Here is a 16,225-nt window from a genome sequence, read left to right on the forward strand (position 1 = left end):
CCAGCCTCATCTTCTGGCGTGATTGTGATATTAGCCAACTCAGTATGGTCGGTTTTAGAAAGCTGATGTCCTTTTCTTCAGATTTTTGTCTGTTGAAGTTTTGAGGCTACAAGCGCTTAGTCCTGTCAATAATGCAGTGGCAGGGAGCAAAAAAAGTGTTTTAAATGGCTAAAATATTTCTTTTTCAGAGCCAGTGGATTCAAAGCCGTAACTTGCATAAAGGTTTAGCCATTTCCGAACTTTTCAGACACATAGTCAGGTAAAAATGGGGGGGAGGTAGCAATCTCTATGTAGATTTGCTATAATAAAGTGTTGCAATTTGAGCAAGTTTTTAAAGAGTATCGAGTTACAGGTATCTCTAGCGATGCCTGTAGGGCTTGAATCTTGAAGGAGAAGATATGTCATCAGTAGTTGTTGTTGGGACCCAATGGGGTGATGAAGGTAAGGGGAAAATTACGGATTTCCTCAGTGAAAATGCGGAAGTTATCGCACGCTATCAAGGTGGCGATAATGCTGGACATACCATTGTTATCGAGGGAACTAAATATAAATTACATTTGATTCCGTCAGGGATTTTTTATCCGGAGAAGATTTCTGTCATCGGGAATGGCGTGGTGGTTAATCCGAAATCATTGGTTAAAGAGTTGGCTTACCTGCATGATGCGGGCATTACGACAGATAATCTTCGGATTTCTGATCGGGCGCATGTAATTTTGCCTTACCATATCAAGCTGGATCAGCTCCAAGAGGACTCGAAAGGCGATAACAAAATCGGGACAACGATTAAAGGTATTGGTCCAGCTTATATGGATAAGGCTGCGCGTGTTGGGATTCGAATTGCCGATTTACTTGATAAAGAGATTTTCGCTGAGCGTTTGAAAATCAATCTCGAACAAAAAAATCGTGAATTTACGAAGATGTATGAAGTTGACCCCGTTGATTTCCAAGACATTTTTGATGAATATTATGACTACGGTCAGCAAATCAAGAAGTACGTGACAGACACATCTGTGATCTTGAATGATGCTTTAGACGCTGGTAAACGTGTCCTTTTTGAAGGGGCGCAAGGGGTCATGCTCGATATTGACCAAGGGACTTACCCTTATGTCACCTCTTCAAATCCTGTCGCAGGTGGTGTGACGATTGGTTCAGGTGTTGGACCATCTAAGATTTCTAAAGTCGTTGGGGTCTGTAAAGCCTATACATCACGTGTTGGCGATGGCCCATTTCCAACGGAATTGAACGATGAAGTCGGTCATCAAATTCGTGAAGTGGGTCATGAATATGGCACAACAACTGGTCGTCCGCGCCGTGTCGGTTGGTTTGACTCAGTGGTCATGCGTCATTCACGTCGTGTGTCTGGTTTGACAAATCTGTCTCTTAACTCAATCGATGTTTTGACAGGTCTTGATGAGGTTAAAATTTGTGTGGCTTACGATCTTGATGGTGAGCGGATTGATTACTATCCAGCAAGTCTTGAAACACTACAACGTTGTACACCAATCTATGAAACAATGTCAGGATGGTCAGAAGACATCACGGGTGTCCGTCATTTGGATGATTTACCTGAAACAGCGAAAAATTATGTTCGCCGCGTCTCTGAACTCGTAGGCGTGAAAATTTCGACTTTCTCAGTTGGTCCTGGTCGCGATCAGACAAATGTGTTGGAAAGTGTTTGGGGCGTTTTGTAAGGCTGAAAAGCTGAGGATAATCCTTGGCTTTTTTAATTGAAAAGAAATGTGATGGACTCGTTTAAGCATATAAAAGTAGATACTTTCGCCTATTTTCCGCCACTTCGTTGTCGATAAGTCTTAACGGACACCTGTACGCCTTATCGCCTATGGCTTTGAAGTGTCGCTTTGGCGGCTTACGAAAAAAGCTATGGGCAACATGGCTTGGCGGTTTGGGCATTGGCATGACGTGTATACTATGTATAGTAGCCTTGATTTTTGAAAAAAATCTTAGTCGCTGGTCAACCGCTTCGCCGTTGACCGAATTGGTGAATCTAGTTCAAAAGTTGCGTATACTCTATAAACTTAAACGAGTATAGTAAATGAGTATGTTTAGAGTAAATGGTGTTAGGATATGAAAAATAAGTGAAGTCTTGTAATGATTTGCTTAGAATGATGATATAATAGTAGGTAGCATGTTAATAGTATAAAATGAGTTAACAGGTGTTAAATTCTAAATTGAGTGTAACTTTTTGACCTACTAAAAGGTATTACATATAAGGAGTGAGATGAGGGAGTTGGGATTTTCAGCGGAGGAATTAGATGAATTAATTGAATCTTATGCTGATATGGTTTATCGGATTGCTTTTGTCCGAATGAAGAATAAGAGTGATGCTGAAGATATTTTTCAAGAGGTCTTTTTAAGGTTGGTACATTATCAGGAAAAAATCAAAGATGAAACACATCTGAAGGCGTGGTTGATTCGTGTGACTATCAATTGCTGTAAGAAACAATTTGATTTGGCTTGGCATAAAAAACGAACTGACTTATCAGATTATCAGTTTGAGAAGTCTTTGGGAAATAGCTATTCAGATGATGAGTTGATGACTGATAAGCAACAAGAGACAACGGATAATCTGCTTTCAAGCATTTTAAAATTGCCAGAGGATCAAAAAACGATTTTACACTTGTTTTATTTTGAAGATTACTCGGTTCGAGAAATTAGTCATTTGATTAATCTGTCAGAATCAGCAGTAAAAACGAGATTGTCGCGAGCAAGAGTTGCCTTGAAGAAAAAGTTGGAAGGAGGGGGGACACATGTTGGGTAAAGACTTTGATAAAAGTGAGTTTGATAAAGACTTGAGAGACGATTATGTAGCTGAAATGCGTGACATTAAAGCGCCGCGCCATTTAATTGACCAAACAAAAATGGAGATGGGAGCTGACTTATCCAAGACAAGTCAGCCGAATTTTTCTCCAAAAGTGATAAAAGTCAAATTTCCGTACAGCAGACTCATCTTAGCCGCGGTGGTTGTGTTTGTTATTGGTGGCAGCTTTTTGTATTATCAACAGACGGATCAGATTCAAATCGTCGCAGTCAAGGAAAATCAGTTTTCGATGAATAAAGATTTTGGAAAATTTGATTCCTCTTATCAAGCAAAGAAGAGTACACCAATTGAACTAGTAGAAAGTGAGGATGCAACGATTATCCCTGACTTTATGGCGGAAGTTGCCCCAAGTAAGCTCAATGGACAAAAAATTCAACTAGCTCAAAATGGTAATGTCTACTATGCTGCGTTTTCTAAGCATAAACAGTATTATTTTGTGACAGGAAAAGATGTCACGCAAGATGCTTTTATCCAATTTCTCAAAAATATACTAAAAAACTTGTAACCTTTGTCAAAGTCAAAGGTATTAAAAGTGTGAAAAAGAATAAAGGAGAGATTTATGCTGACGCATGCAAAGAAGCGGTTGAAAAACAGGCAATTTTGGACATTATTAAGTGCTTTAGTGGCTATTATACTATTGGTTGGTTGCCAATCAAAGCCTGCTGACAAAGGGAAGGTATCTAAACAAGTTAATACAGAACTTCCTAAAGTAAAAGTACCGAAGTTAAGCTTAAAAGAAGTAAAAATGTCAGAAACACCATTTTTTGATATCAATCCTGAATCGGACTCTGATTTAAAAAAGAAAGCAGACCAAGAAACGCAAGTAAAAGAACTTACCAATGCGGTGGCAGAAATTACAGATGAGCGAGGTGCTAAAAACTTAACTCAGACTGGTAATGATGAAATAGGCTATGTGACCTTGCCTAAAACAATGATGCTAAAAAGCGATAAAAAAGTTGCTATTTTAAAAGATTCAAAGACGGATGTGGCAATTATCGCACAGACTTATCCCGCGGATGAATTTGAAAGCATCAATGATTTAGCTAGTCAACTTTATGGTGGTTTTGTTTCGCAGTATGGTGAATTAGAGCAGCTTAATGCGATGGCTTACTATATCGAAAGTACCCAAACGAATAATCGTGAATTTGCCTTTAGTGTGACTTCTAAAGGTAAAAAAGAGTTGGACTATACGATTATTATTATTGATGATGACAAAGGGAGCTATCATGTCTTTTCAATCTCAGGTACCAAACCTGAGGATAATACATCAGATGATTTTAATACCAATGTTAGCGACATCTATTACTTGATTGCAGGGACATTTAAATCAAACAAGGATGAGTAGAAAAGGAAAAGGAAGACGACGATAAAAAAAACAATTATTGCAGGACTCTTGCTGTCAACTTTATTTTTAGTTGGTTGTCAAAAATCAGAAGATAAGTCAGCAACTAAAACAGGCAAGACTGTCAATGTAGAGCAACTCGCAACACGTGTACGTGGTAAATATGAGGATGACAGTAAAGCTGACTATTCTGGAGAGAAGTTAGAGGTTAAACGTGATGAAGCTCTGAAACTTGACATCGGTTTTGACCCTGAAAAAGAGGGTATGAAGAATTTCACAGAAGTAGTTGAAGTTTTTCAAGATCCAGATTTAACGCAAGCTTTTAGCACTCAGTTTGAACTTAACGACGATCATACAGAAATTCAAGTTAAACCTTGGAAGACACCAGTAGCGGCGATTAGTACGCTTGATTTGAAACAAGATGTTGATGGCAATGAAACAGGAGCGCTTCATCTTTTTGATAAAGGTGATGGAAAAGACTGGGGAAATCTGCCGATGCTTTATATGGCAGTTTATGTTGACTTGGAAACAGGTGAGAAGTTAGATAAGCCAATCGTAACACCGATTAATGTTAAAAATGAAATTGAACAAGAGGTCAAGGTTAAGATGACAATTGGCGATGATGGTCTACCTGTTTTTTCTTGGGATAAAGTTAAAGGTGCAGATTACTATTATGTCATATCACTTGATTATTCAAATGCAAAAGGTTACAACAATCAACAGGCTTTTGTACAAGGGCGGACCGATAAGCTGAGCTGGTCACCTAAAGATGCAACTCATCTGAGAACTTATAAGGTATCCGAGTTAGAACGTCGTGATGCTGAGAATATAAAAAAATACGGCAAGGGAGATGAGCCGATTCAGCAAGAGAGTAGTACGTCTGATGATATACATTATGCGGTCATTGCTGTGTCAAGTAAAGGCACATCTGCGTTAAGTAATGCCTTGAGCAAAAATGAGATGGCTAAACGGATTGTTTACACACAGGAAGTTGGCTTGACCAGTGAAGAAGAAGGCAAGTCATTAGTTGATGATTATCAAAAATTACCTGCTTATGCTTGGGTGACCATGTGTGATGGATCGCTTGTTCAAAAATGGATTGACTATAAATTTGATAAAGCCGAAGAAAAGACTGAAACTTGGGGCGAATATGAAAAAGAAGATATGTCAGACCTCAAGGCGACAAAAGTTGACATTGTCGACATTCCTTACCAAATTTCAGGCACGGGCTATACCGGTCATGGTAGAGTTCAAGATTACGATAAAAAGACAGTCAAAGCAGATTTAAAAGCCTTGAAAGTACGTCAAGATCAATTGGCCAATAAAGGTGGTAGTAAAGATGCGACTGTAACAACAGAATCTGATGATACATCAAAAGATAAAGCTAAAAGCACAGGAACAGAAATTTCAGATGATCAAAAAATCACTGCTAATAGTGCTTTGAGTGAGTATTTGGCAGTAATGATGATGGGCGGTGAAACGTTAATTGATTTATCAGACTTTCCAGAAGCTCAATCTGAGGAAGTTTTAGTGGATGCTTGGCAAGAAGCGACTTATCAAAATCCTTTGATTTTAGGTGTTGATGGCGCCAGACTGTCATTAGATGGCAAAACGATGCTCGTTTCTTATGAAGACAGTCCAACTGATATGTTGAAAAAGCAAGATGAGATTAAAAAAGAAGTGACCAAAGTGGTCAAGGAAATCATCAAGCCAGACATGACAGATTTGCAAAAAGAATATGCGATTAATGCTTATTTGACAAAGATTGCTGAGTATGATGATGCAGCGCTTGAAAATGCGGAGAAAAATGACTTTAAAAAAGTTGATGAAAAATTCAATGATTCCTTTACCCCTTATGGTGTCTTGATTAATAAGGTTGGTGTTTGTGCCAGTTATGCCTCTGCTTTCAAACTGTTAGCAGATGAGGCGAAATTGGATACGATTGTCGTGACAGGTTATCTTGATGGTGAAGTACCACATGCTTGGAACAAAGTCAAAATTGGTGATGAGTGGGCGATTGTAGATGCAACCAATAACGATAATGACATGGTAACTAATGCCCTACTCAATCTACCAAGTAAATCATCTCAGAAAGTTTTGGTCGAAGATGATCGTTATGCGATTAATAGTAAACTTGCAACTTATAAAGCAAGCGACTCAGATACTGATAAAGAATTTTACCATGTTGAGAAGAAATTCTATAATCAAGATAAAATCGCTACGGAATTGATTGCTATGTTAAATAAAGATGGTAAAGCAACACTTCGGACGACATATGAACTGGACGATGCACAATTTGGGACTATTGGTCAAAAGGTTGCAGAGACAATTCAAAATGAAGGATTGAAAGGTTTTTATTGGATGGGTGTGATTTATTTGACGACTGAAGGAGAGTAACTTGAATTTTTTTGAACACAATGTTTTTGTTATTGACGAAAAAGTAGCAGTATTGAAATTTGTCAATGATTATAAAATTTTTGATAATCAAGGTGTGCAGATTGGCGTTGTTGAACAGGTGAAGATTTCAGCTTGGCATAAAATATTGCGTCTATTTGCTAATTTAAAACCACTCATGCCGTTTACAATGCATATCAAAGATATGGCAGGTAATAAGTTAGTAACACTTCAACGTGGTTGGACATTTTGACGCTCAAAAGTTGCAATTTTAGGTGGCAATGATCGTCAAATTGCGACTTTGCAAACCAAATTTAAAGTGATGAAAGCCTGTTTTAAAATTTTAGATGCTCAGGATATTGAAATAGCTGAAATCAATGGGGATTGGAAAGGCTGGAATTTTGTCATAACCGATGAGACTGGTCAGATTGGTATCGTCACTAAGAAGTGGAATGGTGCGATGAAAGAATTATTTACGACGGCGGATAAATATTTTGTCGAAATGTCAGATGATTTATTGGACGAAACAAAACGCCAGGCAATTGCCTCAACGGCTATTGCGATTGATATGATTATAAAAGAGGCATAGAAATATTTTACGGAGAAAAAATGACAAATAAACAGAGTGCTTTAGTGGGCAATATTTTAACAACTTTAACTTTTCTGATATCAGCTTTTACAACTCTATCAGTTAATCTATCTTCAGCTGATGCGGTGGTAGCTACTGCTTTTACAATAGGTGTTTTCATCGGTCTGGGGATAACTCTAACCTTGCGTATCTTCACTTGGGTTGCTTATGTGATGATTGGTAAGGTGAATGATAAGGGGTGGAAAATATTCTTACTGGTTATCGGTATTCTCGGGGGAATCAGTGCGGGACTTACGATACTCAGTGGTTTGATGGTGGGTATGGAAGGCATGAATATACTTTTGACCTTATCACAGGTGGCAGGTAGCATCTTCTTTATCCTAGCCTTTGCTATTAAGCCAAAAGACACAACTATTTCAAACAGTAAGTAGAATAAAAAACGGGAGAAATTATGAAAAAGAAAATAGGAATCATCGCTCTAGCATTGACATCAGTCTTATTAGTCACAGGTTGTGGTGCAAATGGGGCTAAAAAAGAGACGAAAGATGAGGGGAAAGCGGCAGGTTTAGACGTTAAGGTTAAAAGCGGCTATCTTGCACTTTCTGATAAGAAAGAAGCGAGCGATGATACTGAATTTATCGCACTTGAGGTCAATGTTAAAAATACGAGTGACAAGAAAATTTACCTAACTAAAGAAAATTTTGGCTTGTATCAAAAGGGTGAAGATGAAAAAATAAAACCAGAAGAATCGTATGAGTTCGCAACATCTTATGACTATAAAGATACATTGCTTACAGAGCTTTCAGAAGGTAAAAGCACGACGGGTACATTGTTGTTTGAAGTTAAAAAAGGCAAAACATACCAGTTAGAAGTCTCGAAAACATCTCTTGGCTCAATGCAAGAATCAAAAGATGTTAAGATTCCGGTTGACCTGAAAAAATATGAGAAAACGAAATCAAATTTTACAAAAGCTGAGGATGCTTTGGCAGCCTATATCGATGTTGTCTTTTTAAATAAGGCAAACGATGCGTATGAGAAATTAATATCAACTGATAAAGATGAAGCCATTGAGGCAGCTCAAAAGGCGTTTGCCAAAAACTTCAAAGATGATTTCATGGACTTTAGACCAAGTGATGAACAAGTCAGTGCCGCTTACAATCAATTTCGTGAAGTTCAAGATAAACGGTCATCTTATGAACTGACAACTGTTGGCTTTTACGACAGCAAAGCAATTGTCAATATCAAACTAGATGCCTTATCTAGACAGAATATCAATCGAGTTATTGGCGATTATGAGACAGCTTATCTTGATACGACGGATGATTATGACTACAAAAAGGCTGAAGAAGATGCTTTCAATAAATACAAAGAAATTCTCGAAAAATCAGACTTAGTAGAATCAAGCGATAAATTAAATATCAGTATGACTCTAAAAAACGGTAAATGGGACATCAAGGCGAAAAATGTGGATGATTCTCGGAATGAATACCTTATGGAAAGTTATATTGGGGATGTGATGGATTATTAAGCCATCGAAAAAAGACAGGGACAAAAGTTTTAAAGCTAAACAAACCGCAGGTCTTTGTTTTTGAAGGCATGCGGTTTGTCTATTTTATAATTAGCCAAATCATGCTAATTTTCGACTTTTGTCTCAACCTTTTTATTTGTTATCTTAGCTAAAAATTAAACCAACTACCAAATTTTGTCAAGCCCAGTCTTTTTTGATATAATGATACAGAATAATGAAGGATAGCGGAGATGAACATGAGCGAATTTAAGCATTTATACGATGATTTTAAACCAGAAAATTATAAAATTTTTCTGGACGTTAACCGAGAAACAAAACGGTTTGAAGGTCAAGTAACTGTAACAGGTGAGAGTCTGACGACTGAGATTGCATTTCACCAAAAAGATTTAGAGATTACATCAGTTACCGTCAATGGTCAAGCAGTCGATTTCAGCTTGGATGGAGCATCTGAAACAGTAGCCTTTAAAGTCCCAGCAATTGGTGAAACGACAGTTGACTTCACTTACGCTGCAGCCTTGACAGACAATATGACAGGTATTTACCCGTCATATTATGACGTTGACGGTGAGAAAAAACAATTGGTCGGGACACAATTTGAGACGCATTTTGCCCGCCAAGCCTTCCCATCAATTGATGAGCCAGCAGCCAAAGCAACCTTTGACTTGTCAGTCAAATTTGACGAAAAAGACGGCGAAGCAATCGTGTCAAATATGCCAGAAGTTTCAAATGAAAATGGCGTGCATACCTTTGATACTACCGTTAAGATGTCGTCTTACCTTTTAGCCTTCGTCTTTGGCGATATGCAGTCAAAACTTGGCAAAACGAAGAACGGGACACAAGTTGGTGTCTTTGCAACCAAAGCCCACAAAGCGCAAGCGCTTGATTTTCCTTTAGATATCGCCATTCGTGTTATCGAATTTTACGAGGATTACTTCAAAGTTGCCTATCCATTGCCACATTCATGGCATATCGGTCTGCCTGACTTTTCGGCGGGTGCGATGGAAAACTGGGGCGCAATCACCTATCGTGAAGTCGCCTTGCTTGCTGAACCAGACAACTCAACCCTTGCCAGCCGCCAATACGTGGCACTTGTCATCGCGCATGAGCTTGCGCACCAATGGTTTGGTGACTTAGTAACCATGGAGTGGTGGGATGACCTCTGGTTGAATGAATCATTCGCTAACATGATGGAATATGTTGCCATTGATGCGATCGAGCCTGACTGGCATATCTGGGAGCAGTTCTCAGTATCTGAAGCCCCTATGGCCCTTAATCGTGATGCCATCGACGGCGTCCAATCAGTCCATGTTGCTGTCAACCATCCTGACGAAATCAACACACTCTTTGACGGCGCCATCGTCTATGCCAAAGGTGCCCGTCTCATGGTCATGCTCCGCAAATGGCTCGGCGACACTGACTTTTCAGCCGGCCTTCATGCCTATTTCGAAGTGCATCAGTATGGCAATACTGTTGGTCGCGATTTGTGGGATGCATTGTCAGCAGCATCAGGACGTGATGTCTCAGCCTTTATGACATCGTGGATCGAGCAGCCTGGTTATCCTGTATTAAGCGTGTCTGTAGAAAACGATGAACTCGTTTTACGCCAACAACAATTCTTCACAGGTGAGGGCGTGGACCAAGGTCGTTTATGGCAAATCCCGCTTAACACGAACTGGACTGGTCTGCCTGATGTCTTGTCAGAAGCAGAAATTAGAATCCCTGGTTTTGCGGCTTTATCAGCTGGAAATGGCGACAAACCACTCCTCTTTAATGCGCAAAATGCCGCACACTATTTGGTCAAATACGATGCCGCATTGACTGAAAAAGTAACCGCAGCAGTCCCAACTTTTGATACGATTACAAAAGTGCAACTCATCCAATCTGCCTTGAAATTGGCAGAAGGTGGCTTGTCTGACTACGCTGACTTGGTCAACTTATTGGCGACATTTGATAATGAACCGTCAAACGTGGTCAACTTGGCCATGTCACAAGCGCTCAATGCTCTGAAAATTTTCATCGACGAATCAACTGATTCAGAAGTCAACTTTAAGAAATTTGTTGCCCGTTTGTTTGACAAACAATACAACCGTTTAGGTTGGACTAAAGTTGAGGGCGAATCATTCAATGATGAGCAATTACGTGCTTTACCAATTTCATGGGAAGTCTACGCTGAAAATGCGGATGCTGTCGCCCAATCATCAGAGGTCTTTAGCCAACACGCTGCTGATATCCACAGTATTCCGGCTGATATCAGACAAGTTGTCCTAAAAAATGAAATCGCTGAAAATGAAACAGACGACTTAGTTCAAAAGTATTTCGATGCTTATGCTAAAACGACTGACCAAACCTTCCAACGTGAGTTGAATGTTGCCGTGTCTAGCACGAAGAAAATGACGACAGTTGAAACGATCATCTCACAATATCGCAACACTGATTTGGTAAAACCACAAGACTTGCGTTTCTGGTTCTCATCACTTGTCAGCCGCAACTTTTCACAGGCTGCCGCCTTCGATTGGTTGGTAGAAAATTGGGACTGGGTGCAAGAAAAGCTAGGTGGCGATATGGCGTCTGGTGACTTTATCAAAGTCATTGGCAATAGCTTTGACACAGAAGCAAAACTGCAAGCCTTTATCGACTTCACAGAGCCATTCAAAAATGAACCAGCCTTTAAACGAATCATCGAAATGGCTAAAACACAAATTGCTGCTAAAATCGCCTTGTTAGCCGATCAAAAAGCAAAAGTTGTGGCTTTGTTTGAAACGATTTAAGCTTTGGTTAATCAATGAAAAAGCGCTCAGATTGAGTCGCTTTTTTCTTGCATCAAATTATAGATTGAGATTTAAGAAAGATTTAATAGTTACTTAAGAGACGACTTAATACTTGCATGATATCATAAGACTATCAACAAAAGGAAAGCGAGAATAGAGATGACAGATACAATCCTATCTTTAAAAAATGTGACCAAAAAATTTGGTAAACAGCTGGCACTTGATAATGTGTCACTTGAAGTTAAAAAAGGTGATATTTATGGTTTAATTGGGCGAAATGGTTCAGGTAAGACAACGATTATGAAATTGATTGTGGACTTGTCGAAAGAAACGTCAGGTCAAATTACCCTTTTAGGACAGCCAAAAGAGTCAAGCAAGTATGCACAAGCCTTAAATCGGATTGGCTCAGTCATTGAGTCGCCAGTGGCTTTTAATACCTTGACAGCCTATCAAAATATGAAAATTATTTGCCTACAACGTGGCATTCATGATTTGTCCGTAATTGATGAAACCTTGAAATTTGTCAATCTAGCAGACATGGGCAAGAAAAAATTTAAGCAATTTTCACTTGGCATGAAACAACGCTTAGGGATTGCCATGGCGCTTGTCAATCAACCAGATTTCCTGATTTTAGATGAGCCGGTTAATGGCCTAGACCCGATTGCCATTGTGGAACTTCGAGACTTGATTGAGAAAATTAACCGCGAAAGAGAGACAACGGTTTTCATTTCGAGTCATATCTTGACCGAATTATATCAAGTGTCGACACGATTTGGTTTTATTCATGAGGGGAGAATGATTCAGGAGCTTACAAAAGAGGCTTTTGATGCGCTTGTGACAGATGGCATTATCGTTAAGGTAGCAGATACGACACAGGCGGCGGTGGTCTTGAATGAGCATTTGACGGATGGCTTTAACGTGTTGAACGAGCAGGAAATTAGAATTACTGGGACGACTTTGACGGTTGCAGAGATTAATAAGTTATTGATTTTAAATGATGTGCATGTCGAAGGCATCGCTAAGCAAGAGTCTAGTTTGGAAGATTATTATACGAATTTGGTAAAAACAGTAGGGGAGAATAAATAATGATACGTTTAATGAAAGCAGATTTTTATCGCTTAAGCAAAACAGTTGGGCTATATATGACTTTGTTGGCAGTCGTTGCTTTAGGCGTGCTAAGCGTTGTTTCGGAAGCATCGATTTCTGTCGGTGTCAATGTAGAGGATATTGCAAGAACTTGGACGCTACCCTATTTGATGAAAAACGCGGTCATGGCAAGCCCTATTTTAACTTATGTTTTTATCAGTATTTTTATCATTTTAATCGGTCACGAATTTTCTTTAAAAACCTACAAGAATAGTTTGACAGCAGGAACGAGCAGATTAACTTTTCTCTTAGCCAAATACGTGACTGAATTACTTGTTTTGGTTTTAGCTACCTTCCTATTTTTTATGGCCGTTCTTGTGGCTGGTGTAATGAAATATGGCCTAGCAGGTGCTGACTTATTTTCTATCTTTTCGGATATGTTACTCTCTTCAGTTATGACGGGAATCATGATAAGTGTTCTATTTGGTTTGGCGACCTTGATTTTAATCTCGGTACAAAGTTCAGTGCTTGCTGCGGTCTTCACTGTCATGTATCCTTTAATTATGCAAATTACTGCATCTGTAACAAAATGGGAAAATATCAAATACTTTGATTTCTTTGGCTTTGCTCAAATGATTGGCTTGAATCAGCTGACGCTAAATGAGAGTATCCCATATCTTGTTGTCGGGAGTATTACTATCCTACTGTCAATAGTCGGAAGTGTCTTTGTGATTAAACATAAAGAATTATAACATCGTATGAAAAATTATTAGGAGAAAAAGAAAAATGACTTTAGAAAAATTATCAGTTGGTCTGTTTGAAAAATGTGTTGCGCTTGTTTTAATGTTTGCCATGGGGACACTCTTTCTTAATCGGGGATCTATTAGTTTCTTGGTTTATATTGGTGTTTTATCCTTGATTACTTTACTGTTTGCTTTACTGAACATGAGCTTATTTAAAAAATACGATGTCAAAACGAAACTAGTCGCATTTTTGCTCATCGTTAGTGTTGAGGTTCTAGCGGTTATGCTTTACGAGAAAGGGTTTGACACGAATAAAATGATTGCTAATATGGGGCAATTAGATGCCGTCAGCACATCAGATGCCAACCAAAGCATGATTGAAAGACTTGTTTATAGTTTTGTACCATTTTATTTGTTGACACTTCTATGTTCAGGTGTTAACCGTCTGGTGTCAAAAAAGAATTAGACATGAGTCAAGACCATTGCGTTAGACGATTTAAATTAAATGAAATAAATTAGGAATAGAGATAGCCAAGTGAGTACTTGCTCACTTGGCTATTTACATAGGAGAAGATATGATTTTAGAAATTAAAAATGGTAAAAAAGTTTTTGGCGACAAGCTTATCTGGGAAAATTTGAATTTACAGATTGAATCTGGAAAGATTATCGGTCTTATCGGGGCAAATGGTAGTGGGAAAACGACATTGTTTAAGGCAATATTGGACGTTATCAAACTATCAGAAGGTGAAATCATTACAGGTTTAGATATTAAAAAGGACGTTGGTTTCTTACTTGAAATTGATTTATTTAATTACCTATCAGCTGCTGAAAATTTAAAAATTCTAGGCTACTATGCGGGTTATGACTATACTAAAGAAGAAATCGCTAACGTTTTAACCAAAGTTGGTCTTGCAGAGACAGGGAAGAAAAAAGTCGGCGCATTCTCATTTGGTATGAAACAACGTTTACGACTTGCGGCAGCGATTATTGTCCCACGTAAACTGTTGATTCTTGACGAACCTTTGGTTGGTCTAGATCCAAATGGAATCGCTGATTTCTTGGCTACAATCCAAGACATTGCTAAAATGCAAAATACAAGTATTGTCATCTCAACTCACCAGATTGCTGAAATGTCGAAACTTTTTGATAGTTACTATTTTATCAAAAATCATAATTTACTTGAAGGTGTGCAAAATGAAGATAGCTATCAGATGACCTTAAAAGGTGGTAGTCAAATGCGCTTTAAACATGTCAAAGCCTTGGTTGAAAAAGTTGTCGAATTGGCTGCTCAGGATATTGAGATTATCAAAATAGAAAATCAAGAAAATATTATAGATGAGGTGTTTTTAAATGATTAATCTGCTTAAAGCTGAATTTTATAAATTAAAAGGCAATAAACTTTTACTAGGCTTATTATTTGCCTCGATTATTCCCTTTTTACTCTCAGCAATTTTTGTGAGTGATTTTAAAGGAATTGAATTTGGTGGTAAAGGAACATTTAGTTTATTACGTTATGTTAGTGGCACAATTACTGTTCTATCTTACGATATGCCAATTGGTACTATTTTATTAGCCCTGTGTTTTAACTCCTTTATTTCTGAAGAGATTAATTCGGATAGAATTATTTATCAAGTGATTGGTAAAAAGATGAAGGCAAAACTTTACGCAGTTAAAATGCTTTTAGGGATTGGTGTGACGCTTACCTTTAATCTTTTGACAAGTCTTTTTGCAATCATTGGTTATTACGTTTTTATCTTTAATACTGAGATTGCGGGTTCTAGTGATGACCGTTATTACGGAAAAATGTTATTTTTTTACTTGTTCTATGTGGTTTGTTTTCAGATTATTGCTATTTCCTTGTCGTTCTTGGGTATGGAAAAAGTCATGGTTTGTGTTATGTTTTTATTAGCGATTGTGACAGCAAATCTATCTCAAAATGCTAAACTTTATACTTATTTTCCTGGTTCTATTGCAATTAGCGATTTAATAGAAAAAAATCCTAATATATCAGATATTATGGCGAATCAGTATCTACTTTTGACTTTTATTGCTTTACTATTTATCTTTATCAGTCGAACGAAATTTTTAAAGAGGGAGTTTTAAATGAAAACTTTAATTTCAGCGGAATTATATAAAATTTTAAAAAATAAATTGACTTATGTTGGACTAGTCTTGACGACGATACCCATACTAATTTCGTTTTGTTTTATTTATGCCAAGGAAAGTTTCTCTTTAGATGCTACAAATGGAGAGGTTGCTCAACTCACACTTTTTGAGTATATCACAAACATCTCTTTCTCCTTGATCTGGCAAATTTTTATCTTTCTCTTGTTTTTAGTACTTTATATTAATACTTATATTTCAGATGAGATTAAGACAGATAAAATTATTTATCAAATCATCGGACCTCAACAAAAAAAGCGTATTTTTATGAGTAAACTCTGGACGACAGTTCTTATCACCCTTACATTTCTTTTGATTTGTATGCTCATGACAGGACTAGGCTATCAACTTTTTATCGTTGGCAGTGAATATTTTTCTAGAGTAAGTGGATTCAGTATATGGGGAATAATAGTTATCACAAGTTACAATATCATTTACTATGTTTGTTTAATGCTTGTGATTGCAAGTCTTTCTTTCATCAAAAAAGGGAATGCGGTATTAGTGATAATTTTTATTACCAATCTTTTATCTATTCAGTTGACTAATGTTGAGAAAATTGCTCGTTGGATTCCAGGGTGTTTAGTCTATGATAGTGCGCTAGCAAATCAAGGTAATATCATCGGCATTGCCATTTTTCAAGTCATTTATCTAGTCGCCATTACAGGCGTGATTGTATTTATGGCTTATCGGAATTTCCAGAAAAGGGAGTTTTAACGAATAATTGAATCAAAAATCGCAAGCCAGACATTTTAGAAAATGTCTGGCTTGCGATT

At 37.8% G+C, this 16,225-nt stretch carries 16 protein-coding genes; all 16 read left to right on the top strand.

Features of this window, described 5'->3' with window-relative positions; translation table 11 throughout:
- The first annotated feature begins 398 nt into the window (after nucleotides 1-398).
- The gene (locus tag ACYQ21_RS01985; protein WP_460054610.1) at nucleotides 399-1,691 is read left to right on the top strand and encodes an adenylosuccinate synthase; all 1,293 of its coding nucleotides are present in this window, start codon (nucleotides 399-401) and stop codon (nucleotides 1,689-1,691) included.
- 557 nt (nucleotides 1,692-2,248) lie between these two features.
- Nucleotides 2,249-2,779, top strand: a complete 531-nt coding sequence (locus tag ACYQ21_RS01990; protein WP_460054612.1) for an RNA polymerase sigma factor — start codon at nucleotides 2,249-2,251, stop codon at nucleotides 2,777-2,779.
- Nucleotides 2,769-3,344, top strand: coding sequence for a hypothetical protein (locus ACYQ21_RS01995; protein WP_460054614.1), 576 nt, complete (start codon nucleotides 2,769-2,771; stop codon nucleotides 3,342-3,344). Before ACYQ21_RS01990 ends, ACYQ21_RS01995 begins: the two co-directional genes overlap by 11 nt.
- Nucleotides 3,345-3,398: 54 nt before the next feature.
- Nucleotides 3,399-4,184, top strand: a complete 786-nt coding sequence (locus ACYQ21_RS02000) for a hypothetical protein (protein WP_460054615.1) — start codon at nucleotides 3,399-3,401, stop codon at nucleotides 4,182-4,184.
- 48 nt (nucleotides 4,185-4,232) lie between these two features.
- Nucleotides 4,233-6,578 carry a transglutaminase domain-containing protein gene (locus ACYQ21_RS02005; protein WP_460054617.1) on the top strand — a complete coding sequence of 782 codons (2,346 nt, stop codon included), beginning with the start codon at nucleotides 4,233-4,235 and terminating at the stop codon, nucleotides 6,576-6,578.
- A gap of 1 nt (nucleotide 6,579) precedes the next feature.
- On the top strand, nucleotides 6,580-6,828 hold the full coding sequence (locus ACYQ21_RS02010; RefSeq protein WP_460054620.1) for an LURP-one-related/scramblase family protein: 249 nt from the start codon (nucleotides 6,580-6,582) through the stop codon (nucleotides 6,826-6,828).
- A 15-nt stretch (nucleotides 6,829-6,843) separates the two neighbouring features.
- Nucleotides 6,844-7,164: a phospholipid scramblase-related protein gene (locus tag ACYQ21_RS02015; protein ID WP_460054691.1), complete on the top strand. Its 321-nt coding sequence runs from the start codon at nucleotides 6,844-6,846 to the stop codon at nucleotides 7,162-7,164.
- 20 nt (nucleotides 7,165-7,184) lie between these two features.
- On the top strand, nucleotides 7,185-7,595 hold the full coding sequence (locus ACYQ21_RS02020; RefSeq protein WP_460054621.1) for a hypothetical protein: 411 nt from the start codon (nucleotides 7,185-7,187) through the stop codon (nucleotides 7,593-7,595).
- Nucleotides 7,596-7,615: 20 nt separating this feature from the next.
- A complete protein-coding gene (locus ACYQ21_RS02025; RefSeq protein ID WP_460054623.1) occupies nucleotides 7,616-8,692 on the top strand; it encodes a DUF5105 domain-containing protein in 1,077 nt (358 codons plus the stop codon).
- Nucleotides 8,693-8,928: 236 nt separating this feature from the next.
- Complete coding sequence (locus ACYQ21_RS02030) at nucleotides 8,929-11,460, top strand: M1 family metallopeptidase (protein ID WP_460054624.1); 2,532 nt, start codon at nucleotides 8,929-8,931, stop codon at nucleotides 11,458-11,460.
- 159 nt (nucleotides 11,461-11,619) lie between these two features.
- On the top strand, nucleotides 11,620-12,546 hold the full coding sequence (locus tag ACYQ21_RS02035; protein WP_460054626.1) for an ATP-binding cassette domain-containing protein: 927 nt from the start codon (nucleotides 11,620-11,622) through the stop codon (nucleotides 12,544-12,546).
- Complete coding sequence (locus tag ACYQ21_RS02040; protein WP_460054628.1) at nucleotides 12,546-13,298, top strand: hypothetical protein; 753 nt, start codon at nucleotides 12,546-12,548, stop codon at nucleotides 13,296-13,298. The genes ACYQ21_RS02035 and ACYQ21_RS02040 overlap by 1 nt, the downstream gene beginning before the upstream one ends.
- 34 nt (nucleotides 13,299-13,332) lie before the next feature.
- Entirely contained in the window at nucleotides 13,333-13,755 is a 423-nt protein-coding gene (locus ACYQ21_RS02045) for a hypothetical protein (protein WP_460054630.1), read from the top strand.
- Between the two features lie 109 nt (nucleotides 13,756-13,864).
- Nucleotides 13,865-14,647: an ABC transporter ATP-binding protein gene (locus ACYQ21_RS02050; protein ID WP_460054633.1), complete on the top strand. Its 783-nt coding sequence runs from the start codon at nucleotides 13,865-13,867 to the stop codon at nucleotides 14,645-14,647.
- Nucleotides 14,640-15,392: a hypothetical protein gene (locus tag ACYQ21_RS02055; protein ID WP_460054634.1), complete on the top strand. Its 753-nt coding sequence runs from the start codon at nucleotides 14,640-14,642 to the stop codon at nucleotides 15,390-15,392. Before ACYQ21_RS02050 ends, ACYQ21_RS02055 begins: the two co-directional genes overlap by 8 nt.
- Complete coding sequence (locus ACYQ21_RS02060; protein WP_460054635.1) at nucleotides 15,393-16,166, top strand: hypothetical protein; 774 nt, start codon at nucleotides 15,393-15,395, stop codon at nucleotides 16,164-16,166.
- Nucleotides 16,167-16,225 lie beyond the last annotated feature (59 nt).

Source organism: Pseudolactococcus yaeyamensis (assembly GCF_054658615.1).

Coding starts and splice junctions, on each gene's coding strand:
- ACYQ21_RS01995 (WP_460054614.1), top strand. CDS start 2,769: ATGTTGGGTAAAGACTTTGATAAAAGTGAGTTTGATAAAGACTTGAGA.
- ACYQ21_RS02055 (WP_460054634.1), top strand. CDS start 14,640: ATGATTAATCTGCTTAAAGCTGAATTTTATAAATTAAAAGGCAATAAA.
- ACYQ21_RS02030 (WP_460054624.1), top strand. CDS start 8,929: ATGAGCGAATTTAAGCATTTATACGATGATTTTAAACCAGAAAATTAT.
- ACYQ21_RS02025 (WP_460054623.1), top strand. CDS start 7,616: ATGAAAAAGAAAATAGGAATCATCGCTCTAGCATTGACATCAGTCTTA.
- ACYQ21_RS02000 (WP_460054615.1), top strand. CDS start 3,399: ATGCTGACGCATGCAAAGAAGCGGTTGAAAAACAGGCAATTTTGGACA.
- ACYQ21_RS02040 (WP_460054628.1), top strand. CDS start 12,546: ATGATACGTTTAATGAAAGCAGATTTTTATCGCTTAAGCAAAACAGTT.
- ACYQ21_RS01985 (WP_460054610.1), top strand. CDS start 399: ATGTCATCAGTAGTTGTTGTTGGGACCCAATGGGGTGATGAAGGTAAG.
- ACYQ21_RS02020 (WP_460054621.1), top strand. CDS start 7,185: ATGACAAATAAACAGAGTGCTTTAGTGGGCAATATTTTAACAACTTTA.
- ACYQ21_RS02045 (WP_460054630.1), top strand. CDS start 13,333: ATGACTTTAGAAAAATTATCAGTTGGTCTGTTTGAAAAATGTGTTGCG.
- ACYQ21_RS02035 (WP_460054626.1), top strand. CDS start 11,620: ATGACAGATACAATCCTATCTTTAAAAAATGTGACCAAAAAATTTGGT.
- ACYQ21_RS02050 (WP_460054633.1), top strand. CDS start 13,865: ATGATTTTAGAAATTAAAAATGGTAAAAAAGTTTTTGGCGACAAGCTT.
- ACYQ21_RS02060 (WP_460054635.1), top strand. CDS start 15,393: ATGAAAACTTTAATTTCAGCGGAATTATATAAAATTTTAAAAAATAAA.